General features: G+C 69.7%; 12 protein-coding genes and 2 pseudogenes. 7 read left to right on the top strand and 7 right to left on the bottom strand.

Annotated features, from left to right (window positions below; genetic code table 11):
- Both ACFYZS_RS24925 and ACFYZS_RS24920 read left to right on the top strand, forming a co-directional pair.
- Window positions 1-486 (top strand): hypothetical protein, encoded by a 486-nt coding sequence (locus tag ACFYZS_RS24925; RefSeq protein WP_389017237.1) that lies wholly within the window; start codon window positions 1-3, stop codon window positions 484-486.
- Window positions 487-1,295: 809 nt separating this feature from the next.
- Window positions 1,296-1,460, top strand: a pseudogene (locus ACFYZS_RS24920) (transposase); the annotation flags it as partial.
- Here the strand turns inward: ACFYZS_RS24920 and ACFYZS_RS24915 are convergent.
- Together ACFYZS_RS24915 and ACFYZS_RS24910 are read right to left on the bottom strand one after the other, a co-directional pair.
- Complete coding sequence (locus tag ACFYZS_RS24915; protein ID WP_389016550.1) at window positions 1,435-2,097, bottom strand: response regulator; 663 nt, start codon at window positions 2,095-2,097, stop codon at window positions 1,435-1,437. The pseudogene ACFYZS_RS24920 and the gene ACFYZS_RS24915 overlap by 26 nt on opposite strands.
- The gene (locus tag ACFYZS_RS24910; RefSeq protein ID WP_389016547.1) at window positions 2,072-3,244 is read right to left on the bottom strand and encodes a sensor histidine kinase; all 1,173 of its coding nucleotides are present in this window, start codon (window positions 3,242-3,244) and stop codon (window positions 2,072-2,074) included. The genes ACFYZS_RS24915 and ACFYZS_RS24910 overlap by 26 nt, the downstream gene beginning before the upstream one ends.
- A 175-nt stretch (window positions 3,245-3,419) precedes the next feature.
- Between ACFYZS_RS24910 and ACFYZS_RS24905 the strand changes: the two genes are divergently transcribed.
- The 3 genes from ACFYZS_RS24905 to ACFYZS_RS24895 all read left to right on the top strand — a co-directional run bounded on the left by ACFYZS_RS24905 (window position 3,420) and on the right by ACFYZS_RS24895 (window position 7,125).
- Window positions 3,420-5,684 (top strand): MMPL family transporter, encoded by a 2,265-nt coding sequence (locus ACFYZS_RS24905; protein ID WP_389016544.1) that lies wholly within the window; start codon window positions 3,420-3,422, stop codon window positions 5,682-5,684.
- A 191-nt stretch (window positions 5,685-5,875) separates the two neighbouring features.
- On the top strand, window positions 5,876-6,175 hold the full coding sequence (locus ACFYZS_RS24900; RefSeq protein ID WP_389016541.1) for a hypothetical protein: 300 nt from the start codon (window positions 5,876-5,878) through the stop codon (window positions 6,173-6,175).
- Window positions 6,176-6,519: 344 nt separating this feature from the next.
- Window positions 6,520-7,125 (top strand): hypothetical protein, encoded by a 606-nt coding sequence (locus ACFYZS_RS24895; RefSeq protein ID WP_389016538.1) that lies wholly within the window; start codon window positions 6,520-6,522, stop codon window positions 7,123-7,125.
- Between the two features lie 712 nt (window positions 7,126-7,837).
- On the opposite strand, the gene ACFYZS_RS24890 is transcribed toward ACFYZS_RS24895, so the two are convergent.
- From ACFYZS_RS24890 to ACFYZS_RS24870, 5 genes and pseudogenes are all read right to left on the bottom strand, one after another.
- A complete protein-coding gene (locus ACFYZS_RS24890) occupies window positions 7,838-9,169 on the bottom strand; it encodes a hypothetical protein (protein ID WP_389016535.1) in 1,332 nt (443 codons plus the stop codon).
- A complete protein-coding gene (locus ACFYZS_RS24885) occupies window positions 9,163-9,426 on the bottom strand; it encodes a hypothetical protein (protein ID WP_389016532.1) in 264 nt (87 codons plus the stop codon). Before ACFYZS_RS24885 ends, ACFYZS_RS24890 begins: the two co-directional genes overlap by 7 nt.
- Window positions 9,427-9,460: 34 nt before the next feature.
- Window positions 9,461-11,644 carry a RiPP maturation radical SAM C-methyltransferase gene (locus ACFYZS_RS24880; protein ID WP_389016529.1) on the bottom strand — a complete coding sequence of 728 codons (2,184 nt, stop codon included), beginning with the start codon at window positions 11,642-11,644 and terminating at the stop codon, window positions 9,461-9,463.
- Window positions 11,645-12,224: 580 nt separating this feature from the next.
- Window positions 12,225-12,899 carry a hypothetical protein gene (locus tag ACFYZS_RS24875; RefSeq protein ID WP_389016526.1) on the bottom strand — a complete coding sequence of 225 codons (675 nt, stop codon included), beginning with the start codon at window positions 12,897-12,899 and terminating at the stop codon, window positions 12,225-12,227.
- A 193-nt stretch (window positions 12,900-13,092) separates the two neighbouring features.
- Window positions 13,093-13,470 (bottom strand): annotated as a pseudogene (locus tag ACFYZS_RS24870) (helicase); the annotation flags it as partial.
- 27 nt (window positions 13,471-13,497) lie between these two features.
- Between ACFYZS_RS24870 and ACFYZS_RS24865 the strand changes: the two are divergent.
- Window positions 13,498-13,938, top strand: a complete 441-nt coding sequence (locus tag ACFYZS_RS24865) for an SRPBCC family protein (RefSeq protein WP_389016523.1) — start codon at window positions 13,498-13,500, stop codon at window positions 13,936-13,938.
- Between the two features lie 436 nt (window positions 13,939-14,374).
- Entirely contained in the window at window positions 14,375-14,911 is a 537-nt protein-coding gene (locus ACFYZS_RS24860; RefSeq protein WP_389016520.1) for a GNAT family N-acetyltransferase, read from the top strand.
- The last annotated feature ends 230 nt before the right edge of the window (window positions 14,912-15,141 follow it).

Genomic DNA, 15,141 nt, shown 5'->3' with positions numbered 1-15,141 from the left:
ATAGGCGCCACAAAGGACGGCCAACGGAGCGGTGTTGCGCCCGAGGGCCGCGGAGATGTCGGAGACGCCAAGGAGGAGCGCGGCACCGGCGGCGACATCGGATTTATTCATCCAGGGGGCGGGGGCGGGCCGTTCCAGGCCGACCCCACCCGCCCGTTCTCCGTCACCATCACCCACGTCGGGTGCGTAGATCCGTGTTCCTGGGAGGGGCTCGAGGCAGCGTTGGAAGGCCACCCCGATTTCTACGCGAAGGTATTCATCAACGGGGTCGAGTACGTTACGCCCAGGGCCGACAATGTCTCCGGCGTCGACCCGTACTGGGTCGTCTCCACTGACCTGCCCGACACCATTCAGAACGTTCCCGTCACGATCCAGGTCTGGGACTACGACAGTACCGGGGGCGACGACCTGGGCGACGACACCCCGCACGACGACAACAATCTCGACTTCACCGTCTTCTACACCGACGGCAGCCATCAGCGCTGACAGCCGAGTGGCGGCCCGCAGGGGCTACTCATCAGCGGATTCGGGGACATGCCGGCCGACCGGTCTGCCGACGCCGCAGTTCAATGGGGGGACGCCTCCAGTGTCACCCCCGCCCTACCAGAGTAGTGAGATTCGGACTCTGAGGTCGGTGTCCCACTGAATGTGTCCCCATACCCCGACTATGCCGTCATCGAAGGGGACGACGTTTGAGACGTGCATTGTGGCCGACCCCTTTTTCGGGTGACCCTGGTTGTCGACTTCGCAGATGGATGCGACTACCGCAAAGTTTGATTCAACGGGGGCGTTGATGAGCCGACCGTAGGCACCATGCGCAAAGAAGAGTTTGCTGAAGGCGGCCCCCCGGGGGCCAACCTTGGGATCTTCGGCAAGCTCAAGCGGCACAGCCTCTATCACTTCAGCCGAGGAGGCGTCCTGTGTGGCTTGCCCGGATCCCGGACGCATTGTCATGTGAGTCTCGCATTTCCGAACGAACCCGTGTTTCTCTTCCGCACCCACGGCGAGTGGTTGAGACGTCACCGATTTCGGATGCGATCCAACCGCGCTAGGGAGATGACAGGTGGTTGATTGTTGACGCGGCAATGACCTGAAGGCGCGTCCGTGATTGCGCGGTCAAATTTCAGGATAGCTCTGGTCTCGCAATTCCGTTACTCCTGACGGCTTTCGAAGGAGAGGTGGGGTAGGGGAGGCGTCCCCGACCTAAGAGGTCCTGACAGAAGCTGTTGATCAGGTGACTTTCGGTTCGGGTGGTCGTTGGCCTGGCCGTGGGGAAACGTGAGTCGCGGCCGTGGATCGTGTCGGATGAACTGTGTTTGCTCATCGAGCCGTTGCTGCCCGAGCCGGTGCCGAAGCAGGTGGAGGGTCGCCCGCGAGTGCCGGACCGGCAGGCACTCTGCGGCATCTTGTTCGTGCTGCATACCGGGATCCGGCTCAGGTTCCGGGGAGGATACGGCGCGTTTCGTAGGCCCACATCGCGATCTCGACCCGGTTGCGGGCGCCGAGTTTGGCCATCAGGCTGGCCAGATGCGTCTTCACCGTGCTGAGGCTGATGTGCAGTGCATCGGCGATCTCGGTGTTGGTCAGCCCGCGAGCGACGGCGAGGAGCACCTGCTCCTCGCGGGCGGTGACGGGGGAGACCGGCTGGGCCACGGGCCGGCCGGCGGGCAGGTCCGCGAACGCCTGGAGCAGACGGGCGGTGACGCTGGGCGCGATGAGCGCCTCACCGTCCGACGCCGACCGTACGGCCTGGGCCAGAAGGTCTGGTCCCGTGTCCTTGAGGAGGAATCCGCGGGCCCCGGCACGCAGCGCGCCGTAGACGTACTCGTCGAGGTCGAACGTGGTGATGACGACCACGGCCAGCGGGTCGGCGACGCCCGGGCCGGCGACCAGCCGGGTGGCCTCGAGCCCGTCGAGTACGGGCATGCGGATGTCGAACAGGCAGACGTCGGGGCGCAGTTCGCGGGCCAGACGTACCGCTTCCCGCCCGTCGGCGGCCTCGCCGACCACCTCGATGCCGGGCTGGGCGTTCAGCATGATCCGCAACCCGGTGCGGATGATCGTCTGGTCGTCAGCGACGAGGACGCGAATGGACACCGCTCTCGCTCCTCGCCCTCGGCAGTTCGGCGTCGACACGCCAGCCCCGGTCGGTACCAGGGCCGGCTCGTAGTGTGCCGCCGATCAGCGTCGCGCGCTCGCGCAGTCCGGTAAGTCCGTATCCGTCGCGACCCCGGCCGGTGCGCCGGCCGTTGTCGCGCACGCTCACCCGTACCGTGTGCCGTTCGGCGGCGACCCGCACGACGACCTCGGTCGCGTCGACCGCATGGCGCATCGCGTTGGTCACCGACTCCTGCACGATCCGGTAGACGGCCGCGTCCACGGCCGGGGGCAGCGCGTCCAGCTCGCCGTCGAGCCCCAGGTCGACCCTGAGGCGACCACTCGGGGTGCGCACCAGGCGCTCCAGATCCGCGACACCGGCAGGCGGAGCCAGCTCGGCGCCGACCCCGCGGTCGCGCAGCGCGGCGACCATGGCGCGCATTTCCTCCAGCGTGCGCGCCCCTTCCTCCTCGACCCCCTCCAGCGCCTCGACGGCGGCGGACGGGTCGGTGCCCGCGAGCACCCGGCCCGCCTGAGCGATGATCACCATGGCCGACACGTGGTGGGCCACCGTGTCGTGCAGTTCCCGGGCGAGCTGCTCGCGCTCGCGGGAGCGCACCTGGTCCAACTGCCGCTCGCGAGCGGTCACCCGGAACCGCACCGCAGCCCCGACCACGCCGGGCAGCAGCCCGAAGAGGAAGCCCACGACCTGTTCGACAACCGGGGTCTCGTCCGTGAAGGCACACAGCGCGCACGCGGCGACGATCACCGCGCCGCCCAGCACGATCTCCCGTCCCGATCCCCACCGGGGCAGCGCGTACACCAGCACGAGCACGACCGCGCCGGTGTAGAGGCCGACGGGCTCGCGCGGTGCGGCGACGAGCGAGGCCACCTGAAGCAGGATCACCGAGCCGAACGCCAGCGTGGCCATCGCCAGCGGGCGGGTCCGGCGCCACAGGGGCAGCAGGCACAGCCATACGGCGAACACCACCGCCACCGGACGCCACACGACGTTCTCGCGCAGGGTGGCCTCCAGCGCCACACCGGCAAGGCACGCGGCGAGCAGCGCCCAATCCCGCCGCACCCGGGCGGGCGCGTCGGGCGGCCGGGGTTCGGTCCACAGGGTTCGCAGGTCGTCTCGGAGCACGGTTCCCAGCCTAGGGACCGCGGCGTGCCGCGCATCGGCCGAAAGGACGGGGTGTCACTCCGACTTGGGGCCAATGGATCCGCGACCCGCGAGCCGATGCCGCGGAGCGCCGTGGCGACGAGCCTCGGCATCGGAGGCCGTACAAGGACGGCCGACGAGGTGGTTGGAGGACCCGATGTTGTCGAAAGCCCTGTTGCGCCTGGGCGGGGGCGCCGCCCGCCATCCCCGGCGGGTGATCGCGGCATGGCTGGTCGCCGCCACGCTCGTCGTCCTAGCCGCCGTCGCCTTCGGCGGGCGGAATGCGGATTCGATGACCGCTCCGGGACTGGACTCCCAGCGGGCCGCGGAACTGATCGAGCGGGCCGGCACCGGCCAGGAGGGGATGACCGCCCAAGTGGTCGTCACCCCCCTCGACGGCACTGCGACGTTCTTCGACCACGACGGTGCGCGCACCGCTCTCACGCGGCTGCAGACCGAGGTGAAGCGGCTGCCGCACGTGCTCGGCACGAGCGACCCGGTGGGGGCCCTCGACGCGGGCGGGGACACCGCCGTGCGCGGCGGCCTCGTATCGGCCGACGGGCGGATCGCAGTCGTCCGGGTGCAGTACCCCGACCAGAGCCGGCTGTCGGCCGAAGACCTCGACGCCCTCATCGATCTCGGCGACCGGCTGCGCGCCGAACTGCCCCTGCGCATCGAGATGGGCGGGAGCCTCTTCTACGCCTTCTCCGACCCCGACGGCGGCGCGAGCGAGTTGATCGGCCTCCTCGCCGCGGCCGCGATCCTGTTCCTGGCGTTCGGTTCGCTCGTCGCCGCCGCGCTGCCGATCGGCATGGCGGTCTTCGGGCTGACCGTCGGGGTCGCCACGATGACGGTTCTGGCGGGGGTGACGGACGTCCCGACCTTCGCCCCGGTCCTGGGCAGCATGGTCGGGCTCGGAGTGGGCATCGACTACGCGCTGTTCGTGCTCGCCAGGCACCGGGAGTACCTCGCGCGCGGGCTCGATCCGCACGAGGCGGCCGGACGAGCGGTGGCCACGGCGGGGAGGCCCGTGGTCTTCGCCGGCGGCACCGTCGTGGTGTCGATCCTCGGCCTTGCGGTCGCGAACGTACCGTTCATGACGGTGGGCGGGCTCGCCGTCTCGATCGTCGTCCTGACCATGGTGGTCGCGTCGGTGACGCTTCTGCCGGCCTTCCTCGGCGTCGCCGGCTCACGCCTGGCCCGGGCCGGCCGGATCGGCAGGGCTCTGCGGACCGGGAAGCTGGGCCGACTCGCACGGCGGCAGGAGCCGGCGGCAGACGCCGCCCACGCCGCCGGGTGGCGGCGCTGGATCGGGCACGTCAGCCGGCACCCGGTGCCGTACGCGATCGGCGCGGCGGGGCTGCTGCTGACCGCGACGCTGCCCGTGCTCGGCCTGCGCGTCGGCCTGCCCGACGACGGCTCAATGCCCCACAGCCGTACCGAGCGCCGCGCCTACGACCTGGTCGCCGAGGGATTCGGCCCGGGCACCAACGGTCTCCTCGTCATCGCCGCGGACCCCGCCGGTGATCCGGGAGTGCTGGAGCGACTCGTCGGGGCGGTCGCGGCGGATCCGGGCATCGCATCCGTCGCGCCGACGCACATCGATCGGGCCACCGGCATCGCGACCCTCGTGGTGTTCCCGACCACCAGCCCTCAGGACAAGGCCACGGCCGACACCATCGCCCGGCTGCGCACCGACGTGCTGCCCACGGCGATCGGGCACGGCCCGGCCAGAGCCCACGTCGGCGGCGCCGCCGCGAGCCTGTCCGATGTGGGCCGACGCACCAGCCAACGCCTGCCGGTGCTCATCGCCACCGTGCTGGCGATGTCGTTCCTGCTGCTGATGCTGGTCTTCCGCTCGATACTCGTACCGCTCAAGGCGGTACTGCTGAATCTGCTGAGCATCGGCGCGGCCTACGGCATCATGGTCGCGGTCTTCCAGTGGGGCTGGGGAGGCGCACTCATCGGACTGGAAGCGACGGTTCCGATCGTGTCGTTCATCCCGATGTTCCTCTTCGCCATCCTGTTCGGCCTGTCGATGGACTACGAGGTGTTCCTCCTCTCCCGCGTACGCGAGGAGTACCTGCGCACCGGCGACAACGGCACGGCGATCGTCGAGGGCGTCTCGGGCACCGCCCGGATCATCACCTCGGCCGCCCTCATCATGGTGGCGGTCTTCCTGTCCTTCGCCGTCGCCAATGACCCCTCCACCAAAATGTTCGGGCTCGGCCTGGCCACCGCGATCTTCATCGACGCCACGGTCGTACGCATGGTGCTGGTACCGGCGACCATGACACTCCTCGGCCGGACCAACTGGTGGCTGCCGAAGTGGCTGGACCGGATGCTTCCCCGCGGCCCGGTCGGCACCGACGACACCGACGCGGAATCCACGGGTGAGGTCCCCGCGTCCACGGCTGGTTGACCGTTGACTCAACTCCCGGGTTCTGGCACAGATCTTGGGGAGCCGTTGCGGAGCGTTACCCGTTGTTCGATTGTGAGGAGACGGTCGCGTGAGACCGCGTACGCCTTGTCGTCCAGCGATCCGAATTGACGCTCCCTCAGGTCCCTGCTGCCCGCTGCGGCAGTTGGTGGTGGACGGCGATGGTGCCGGTCATGCAGACCGATGCACCGTTCTGGGACTCGCTGGTGTTCGAAGGGATCGACGCTGTGGATGTCGAGGCGGTTACGGCCGAGTTCGGCACGGTCGAGATGGTGGCGCGAGGCCGTGCGGCGGGGGCTGCATGTCCGGACTACGGCGGCTTTTCGGACCGGGTCCACGACCGTTACCAGCACCGGCTGAAGGATCTTCCGCTCGCTGAGCAGGGGCGGCTGCTGGGTGGTGTTGAGGGCTCCGCGGGCTGTCTGTTGAACGCCGGCGTTGAGGGTTCTGTGGTTCTTCCTGAGGACGAATAGGGTGGCGAGGGCGAGGAGGCTGGGGCCGGCAAGGAGGGCGGAGAGCCGGGGCTGGTTGTTGAGGCCGACGATGACGGCTCCGGTGAGCATGCCGCCCGCCGAGGTAGTCGAGTTGGAGTACGGCGATGGTCCTCGTGTTCTGTCCGAAGAGGAGCATGGCTCGGACTTCGGGTGTGATGGTCCGACCCGGTGGCTGGCACGGACGTCCGCCGCATGGGGCCGGATGTTGGTACTCCGCAACAAGCCGATCCCGGCCCGGTGACGAAAGACATCCGGCCATCGCCCCGGCCGGATCCCGGGGGCTACGGTCTGCGCGACGGCGGAACTCGTAGAGGGAGAAGACCATGAGAGCGGTACGGGGGCAGGCGGCCATGGCCGTTCTCGCGGTGTGCGGGATGCTGGCGCTGAGTGCCTGTCAGAACGGCGACGACCAGGCCGCCGCACCGGAGGCGAAGCCCAGTGCGGCCGCACCGGCGGCGCCCACCGCCACGACTGCCGTGTCGGCCCCCTCGAAGACCGGCGCGGCGCCCAAGCCCTCGGCGAGCGCCACCCCGGCCGGGAAGAATCCGCCCGCCCCGGCCCCGCCCTCCGCCCCGCCCTCCGCCCCGCCCTGCGGCGCCGACCACAGGATGCCGGTCTCGCCCGACACGATCGCAGTGCACCGCTACACGCCCGAGGGCGGCATGACCAGCCTCATCGTCCAGCACGGCACGTACGGCTGCCCCGGGCGCTTCGAACCGTCGGGCCCGTGGACGTACATCCAGATCTCGGAGAAGGCCAAGATCACCGCGACGGCGCCGATCCTCCCCTCGGAGGTGATGGGCAAGCCCATTTCCACCAGCGAGCTGACCTCCTGGCTGGACACCCACCCGGACAAGGGCCTCCCCTTCCGCTACCACCTGAATGCGGAAGGGGTCATCGACACCCTCGACGAGATCTACGTGAAGTAGTCCGCTGGCGCCGCCTTTCCGGCCCGGGGGCCGGGGTCCGGACCATCGAGGGAGACGTTCACGTGACGGCGACACCGCTCGTGATTGTCCATGTTGGGCTGCAGGGGCTGTCCTGGGAGGCTGAGCCTGGTTTCTGCTGGTCAGGGCTGCGTGCGTGGTTGGTGGGGGACAGTTCGATGTGTTGCAGTTGGTGTCACCGGGATGAGTTGCCTTGGTGATGGGCGTCGTGTGATTTTCAAACACAATCGGGACGCCGCAGTGCCATCGGCAGGGCGTTGCATCCGGCAGTGCCGGTGCGGTGCACCGGTCGGCTGCAGGTCGCCACGAAGGTCACGGACTGGGCGTCACCGACGGCCCGCGAGACCAGGGAGCGCGTCGAAGAGCTCGGGCTGAGGTGACATACGTGGTCTGCTGGTCGTCGACTGGGTTGCCTCTCCACGGGCCCTGGGACGACCAGATTGCCTTCATCTTCAACCGCCCAGGAGGTCACTGCCGTCGGCGTGCTCCAGGGCGCCACCACCATCGCCTCACGAAGGCTTCTGGTCGAGGACTACCTCCTGACCAAGACCGATGGCTACCCGTGGCCCGGACGCTTCGTGGACCAGGCGCGGGCCTCGGTGCGCCATGTGCCGGGGCCACAGCCTCCCACCACGGTGAGCCCGGCGGCATGTGATCGGGCACTCCGACTGACCGGGGAGGACCTGGCGCCTGGCTACCCTCCGATGGGTCGATCAGGACCTCGACCGCAGAGGACGCCCAGGCGTTCGAGCGCCCAGGCCTCCGCCTCGTCGCCCGGCTCGTGTTCGAGACAGGCGCGCAGGTCGACGTGTCGGTCGCCCCAGCCGTCCCGGCCCTGGGCGTACGGGTAGAGGACCGAGACGAGGAAGTGCGCCAGGTCGGAGCGCCGCGGATCGCTCGGCTCCGGGGTGACGAAGAACGTGCGGATCGGCGGTGCGTGGTCGCCGATCACGCCCGCGGCCTCGAAGTCCACCGCACGCACGTCGTCGTCCGCGTCGACGAGGAAGTTCGCGAGCTTCGCGTCGCCGAGGTAGACGCCGGCCGCGTGGAACCGGTCGAGCAGCGTCCACGCGCGCTCCAGGTGCCCCACGGCGAGCCGCCCGGTGAGCTTGTGGTGCAGGAGGCTCCCGCCGTCGATGTACTCCAGGACGAGAACGACCTTGCGGGGGACGTCCAGCACGTCCAGCAGGGCAGGGGCCAGCCGGTCCAGTTCGCGTTCGGCGAGGACCCGGTAGCAGGCGAGTTCCCGGCGCAGGAGGTCGCAGCCGTCGGTTCCGTCGGCCTGCAGCTGCCCGCGGTGGTAACCCGCCTTCAGCACGACTTCCCTGAGGGTTTCGCCGCTCGTGTCCATGGCATGGAAGACGCCGCACTTGCCTTGCTGGGCAAGGGCGCGGAAGACGGGGTAGCGCCGCAAGAAGTGCCGTACCACGGAGTCTTCCGGCTCCGGGTCGGTGAACGCGGCGAGGACGTCCTCGACGCCCTCGGGCACCGCGTGGGCGAGGCTGGTCCGGTTGTCCTCGATCTCGTCAGGGCCCAGCACGAGCGTGCGGCCCAGGTAGCAGCCGAAGCGGTAGTAGAGCGGGAGCCGGCCGCCGAAGGGCCGGGCGCAGGGGACTGCCGGGCACTGGTCGCGGTACGGACCGAGCGTGTCCTTCAGGATGTCCAGGAAGGTCACGTCGGGGTGCGGCAGATAGATGACCAGGCATTTGCCGATCTGCGAGTACCCGTACACCCCCGCGTTCAGCTGCTGCAGGGTGGCGATGTCCTTGACGTACTTGAAGTGCAGCCCGGCCCCCAGCAGCACAGGGGCCAGGCGGCACATCACCTCGCGGGCGTTGCCCGGCGTCATCGGTACGTAGAGCTTCCACCCCTGGACGGAGCCGGGGGCGAGCGCGCCGCACGCGTACCAGTACGCGGACTCGGTGTAGGGGATGCGGGCGTCGAGCTCGCGGGGGTGGGGCAGTGCCCGGACCACCGCCGGTGCCCCGGGCCTGACGGCGCTGGTGGCAGTTCCGGCGCTCAGCACTCCACCAGAACCGTGGTGACGGTGACCGTGGTGATCGTGGGGGTGGCGGCCTCCTCGTCCACCCCGGCGCGGGCGGGGAGGAGAGCGGCGAGATCGCGCTCGCCGGTCGCGAAGGTGAACAGGCGGCTCACCCGTTCCTCGTCCGTCTTCATCGCCTCGAGTTCGCGGATGACGGACTTGTACTTCTCGGGATCCTCGCGCATGGCTCGGATGACCTCGAGGATCGCGCGCTCGGTCTCGTTCTGGTCGTAGGCCATGCTTCCTCCTGGTGGTGGCCCCTGGTGGTGGGAACTACGTCAGTACTGCAGCCTGGGTGGCGAGGCCGGCCCCGGACGCGGCCCCGGTGCCGGTATCGCCGGCGGCACAGCTCGCGGATGACGGGGGCATGTGACGGGATGCCATGCGGTGTGCGTGGAGGGCGAGAGCGAGGACCTTCCCGTCGATTCGGATCACCAGGCCGTCCACCAGCCATCGCGCCACGCGAGCTGCGATCCCGCTCTCCCCGCCCAGCGCCTCGAACGGGCCGGGGTGTTCGTCCTGGAAGGTCGCGGCGAGCAGCTTCTCCGCGACGCCGGCGTCGAGGTGGCGGTACAGCACGGTCTCGGCCGGCTCGAGGCGATGGCGGGCGGGCGCCTTCCCGACGTCACGGTGATCGACGATGACGCCCTGTCCGTCGGGCAGCTCGGTGAGGGCGAGACTCGCGCCCGCCTGCTGGGCGCGCCGCCAATCCCGGACCGCCGCATCCACCGCCGAGGTGTCCGCCGGTGCGCCCAGGGCCGGGTCCAACGTGAAGTCGTGGAGGTAGACGAGCTGGTCGAGGTCCGCCTTGTCGATGGGGAAGGCGTACCGGAACATCCTGTGCGCTCCGTCCCATCGGATGCCGTGGGCCTCCGGCTGCTCGAAGTAGGGGCTGAAGCGGTGCAGCTGGAACCGGCCGCCGCCGGAGGGCGGCTGCAGGTGGGTCAGTTTCGGAATCAGCTCCGCCATCCGCGTGTACGACGCCTGGGTCTCGCCGGGAAGACCGAACAGCAGGTTCCAGCCGCAGTGGATCCCCAGCTCCTGGCTCCACTTGAGCAGCAGGATGTTCTGGAACGGTTTGACCCCTTTGCGCATGAGCGCCAGGAGATCGGCGTCAAGGCTCTCGATCCCCGGTTGCACCCAGCGGACGCCGGCGGCCGCCAGGGTCTCCAGCTCGCTGCGCCGCATGTTCGCCTTGATCTCGTAGAAGAACATCCAGTCGTGGTGGCGTTCGGCGATCCGGGGGAGGAGGTTGCGCAGGTACTCCCTCGGCATGATGAGGTCCATGGAGTAGAACCGCCCCACGCCGTACCGCTGCTGGAGCTCTTCGAGCTGCTCCAGGACGACGTCCGCATCCCAGGCGCGGAACTCCATGATGTCGTGGAGGCCGCAGAAGGTGCACTGCACCTTCTGCCCGTACCAGCAGCCGCGGCTGCTCTCGAACGGCAGCCACGGGTTCATCTTCTCGGTCAGGCCGAGACGGACGAGCCGGTGGAAGTAGGCGTCGTAGTCGAGGTCGAGCTTGCGACTGCCCCCCACGACCAGCTCTGCGGCGGGCTCGGTCACCACCTCGCCGTCGGCTCCCCGATGGCTCACCCCGGAGAGGCCCGTCAGTGGACGCGCGTCGCGCAGTCGCCTCACGAGGTCGGCCAGCACCAGCTCACCCTCGATGTGCACGACGGCGTCCACGTACGGGCAGATGCGCAGGATGGTGCTGCCCATGGGGCCGGCGCACTGCGAGCCGCCGAAGACGACGCGCAGCGAGGGGAAGGCGCGCTTGAGTCGCCGCGCGACGGCCATCGACGCACCGAGCTGGGAGATGGTCAGGGAGAAGCCGACGACGTCGTACCGAGACCAGTCGGTCTGTTGTACGAGGTCGTCCAGGAATTCCTCGGTGACGGGTTCGAGCGCGGCCAGGACGGAGTCGGCCAGCTCCGGCCAGGGGAAGTCGCTGCCGAGCGGGCGCTGTTCCAGCATGCCCGTGAGGTGATCGCCCTGCTCGGGACCGTAGTAGTGCCGAGAGAAGATCCACTCCGGAAGGTAGCCGAGCAGGTTGCCCAGTAGGTTGTAGAGGTTGAGCCCGATGCGCGCCGCGTAGTCCACGTACAGCTCATGGACGTCGGACGCGATGCCCTCCTGGCGGAGCGACGAGGCCAGCGTCGCGAGCTGGATCGATGGCAAGGTGGGCGACATCCACGGCAGCGAGACCAGCGCCACCCGGGCCTCGGCGGGGTGCGCCCCTCCGGGCGATTCCTGAGCCGGCAAGCCCGCGAAGTCGACGCGCTGCCCCGGGAGGGTGCCGGATCCCGCGATGCGGCGATCGACCTCCCGCAGGAAGGACCCGGCCAGGCGGCGGTGCTCCCGCTCCAGTTCCGAGCCGTCGAGGGAGGCCATGTGTGCCTTGAGCGCGGCGCTGAGCTGCGCTGCTTGCGAGGCATCGTCAGCGCTCGCAGGCATGGAGTCGGCCGCCGGAGGCGGAGGAACTGCCTCCGAGCGGCGGGCGCGCTCGCTCCCGGCCAGGGTGAAGAGGACGTGCAGCAGCTTAAGTCGTACCGGGTCGGACAGGCTTGTGCCGTCTGGGGCAGCGTCCTCTCGGGCATTCACGGGACTACTTCTGCCAGCTGCAGCGGTGAGCCGTGGCCCGGAGCGTCAGGGACGCGCCGGTTACCACCCGATCGGGCCAAGTGCACGAGGGGAAAGCGCTGGCGCGCGTTGCAAGGCGTTCTACCGCACCGCGGGTGCGTGCCGCCGCCCGCAGTTGGTTCAGATGGGGTCCAGTGCCGAACGCGGATGCCCGTAGGTGGGAGTTGAGCTGCCTGACGCCGAGAGGGGGACGCCGGCCCCGGTAGCCCGACTTCTTCCAGGCAGGCCGCCGCGTCGCGCAGCCGTCGCGTTCCGACCCGGACTCCCCACGCCGTGGCCGGGTGAAGACGCGCGCAGCCGGTCCGCAGCGCTGAGCCGGGCTTGTCGAGTGTGGAGGACGGTTCGCCCTACCCGTGTGGACCTAGCGCGGGACAAGCAGCCGAGCGCAACTCGGTCAGTTCCGGTCCAGGCCCGGGTAGTGGCCTCGTCGGTACTCCGACAAATCGGAGGCACTCAACTGACCCTCGCCCCGGCAGATGGGGCAGGCCTTCCTGGTGCCGCATTTCCCGCTTCGCCGCCTACGGTCGGACTGGCCGAGCACCCATCCGCGGCCACCACATCCGGGACACCGGCCGAGGCCATCGCACTCGTGGCAAACGACGTAGCCGGGCGGGACGGTCTGCGGCGTGGGCAGGGGCCCCGACTGCCGGGCCGGTTGCGGCGGGCGCAGAGCCAACGCAGCCGTCTGCCCGCGGAACGCGACGGCAGGGGTGTCGTCGCTCGTCAGGATGCGGATGCTGTTGCCGTCCCGGTGGGCGACGAGCACCGTCCAGAGGATCCCGTCGTCGTCCTCCTGTGAAGCCGTCACGTCCCAACCGGCCGCGCGCAGGGAGGAGGCTGCTCGGGAGGCCGTCTCGGCAGCGGTGACGGTCGCCGGACGGTTGCCCTGGTAGCTCGTCGCGTAGTGGTGGCGCAGCGGCTCGCGCGGGTCGGCGACCTTCGGTTCGTCGAGGGACAGCCGGCGCCGGTGGACGCGAACGGTCAAATCGGTGATGAGCGCGACCAGTTGCTCGCGCAGCGACCGGCCCAGCCGGTCGAGTTCGGCACGTGCGCTCGCAGTCTTATCCATCTCGGCCCCTTGGTACTGGAACGTAGCACGCGGCCTCGGTCCGGGTGTTCGCCCCGCGCAGAGGTTGCCCGGCGGCCCGGCCGGCCATCGGGCACGTCCCATGGGGGCACTCCGCGATCCTCCCGGCCGGGGCATTCCGTGCGACAACCACGCCCCCATGCGCGCCGTCGGCCGGCCGCTGCGGACGGCCGCGGTCTTCGCCCGGTTCCGGGAACACTGGCACGATGGTGCCGGTGATCTTGGTGCTGCCGTCGCGGTCGAAGGGGAGCGCGCGGCCGATGTTGTGGACGTTCTCGACTTGGGAGCCGCGGGTGTCGGCGGAGCAGACGCCCTCCGCCCCGAGCTAGCCCGTGATGTCGACGCCTTTCGCCCAGGACGCGCACGGAGGCGAGGAACACCTGGTGGACCCGGCGTCCGGTGGCGTCGATGCCGCCTGTGAACTGCCGCAGTACCTCGCGCCGCTCGGTGACGAGGTGGTCCCCGCGCAGCCACGCCGACCACACCCGGTCCGGCGGGACGGGGACGGCCGGCCTGCAGCGCGGTAGAACTCGACGTCGATCGAGGCCTTTGGACGGAGCCGATTCCCTACGATCGTGCCGTGCCTACCTTTTCCCTCGAACGCACGCCCCCGCTCGCCCCCGCGGAGGCGTGGCGCAGGCTGACGGAATGGCCCCGCCACGCCGACGTGGTCCCGCTGACCAGGATCGAGGTGCTCACCACGCCGCCGACCCGAGAGGGAACGCGTTTCGTGGCCCGGTCGGGCCTCGGACCGATGAGTGTCGACGACGTCATGGAGGTGACGGTCTGGCGCCCGCCGGCGGGCGACGAGCCTGGCCTGTGCCGACTGGAGAAGCGCGGCCGGGTCGTCCTGGGCTGGGCGGAGATCGAGGTCCGGCCAGGGCCGGGGGGCCACAGCCGGGTGGTGTGGCGGGAAGAACTGCGCATCCGCTTCCTGCCCCGCCTCTTCGACAGCATCCTGAACCGGACGGCACGCCTCATGTTTGGCCGCGCGGCGACCCAACTGCTCAGGAAAGCCTGACCGACGACGGCCCTCAGGCGACCGAGCCGATGCGCCGCGCCTGCCGGTTCGCGAAGAGACCGCCCTGTCCATCGGCGCGGAGATCGTCGCCCACCGCCGGGGCGGCACCGGCACAGCGTCTCGGGCAAGGCAACCAGCAGCGAGCCGGTGCGCCCGGTTCCGGTCGTGCGGGCCACCACCCCGACCAGGTGGCGGCCTGCACGGTCGTATGCCGGCAGGTGCCTGGCCCGGGGGCTACCCGCAGGGTTTTGCGAGGAAGGACGCTGTCGGCGTGCGGGTCACCGTGTCCTACCGGGTACAGCCGCACGTGCACAGGTCCAAGACGACGCTCAGGGATTGATCTCGGTTGTCCCGCATGCCGAGCGTCCACGATCGACAGGACCGACCGAGCGCCCCGTGACACGACAGCGCGTTCGCCCGTGAGATGGTTGCTGTCATGACAGTTGGCGCGACTCCGGGCAGCGAGGTTGTACTCGAGACGAGTCGCCTGCTGCTCAGACCTTGGCGGGTAGACGAGGCTGTCGTCCAGCGTGAGCTGTGGACCGAACGTGATCCACGAGTGCCGCCGCACCGCCGAATCGACGCAGACGGACACCCCACGGTCGCGGAGCTCGAGGATTCGATCCGCACCAACAAGGTGTGGTCGACCGGGTTGCTGGCGGTCGAACGGAAGGCATCCCGTGACGTCATCGGCTACTGCGGGCTGGTCGACACCGGGCGAGGATCGGCAGGGGAACCGGAACTGGCATTCGAGCTGCTACGCCGAGTTTGGCGTCAGGGCTATGCGACCGAGGCCTCGTTGGCGGTTCTGGAATGGGCGCGATCGTCTGGGTACGAACGTCTGTGGGCCACGGTCTGGGACTGGAACACCGCTTCTCGCCGTGTGCTGGCCAAGGTCGGGTTCACGGAGACCGAGCGGAAGGAAGTGGACACGGTGCACGGGACCACCCTGTTCACCACGAGACGGCTCTGACACACCTGATGCTCGGCCTTGCAGCCGGCTCCGTGGAGTGCTGGCAGGCGGCAAGTGTCCCCATTCCATCGGCAGAAGAGGATGCGGCACACGCTCTATGCCGGGGGGCTGGCGACACAGACACCACGGCGGCTGCCGGAGCGTTCTTATGGGTCTCGCTGAGTCCGGTGGTCGGATCGCGTTCGGTTGAAGCGTAGTACCTGCCTCCGCTCGTCTCATCGTCGATCCGC

The sequence above is a fragment of the Streptomyces sp. NPDC001903 genome, assembly GCF_042891345.1.
Lineage (GTDB): Bacteria > Actinomycetota > Actinomycetes > Streptomycetales > Streptomycetaceae > Streptomyces.
Note: the sequence above shows the minus strand (reverse complement) of the source record. Positions and strands in the feature narration are given on the sequence as shown.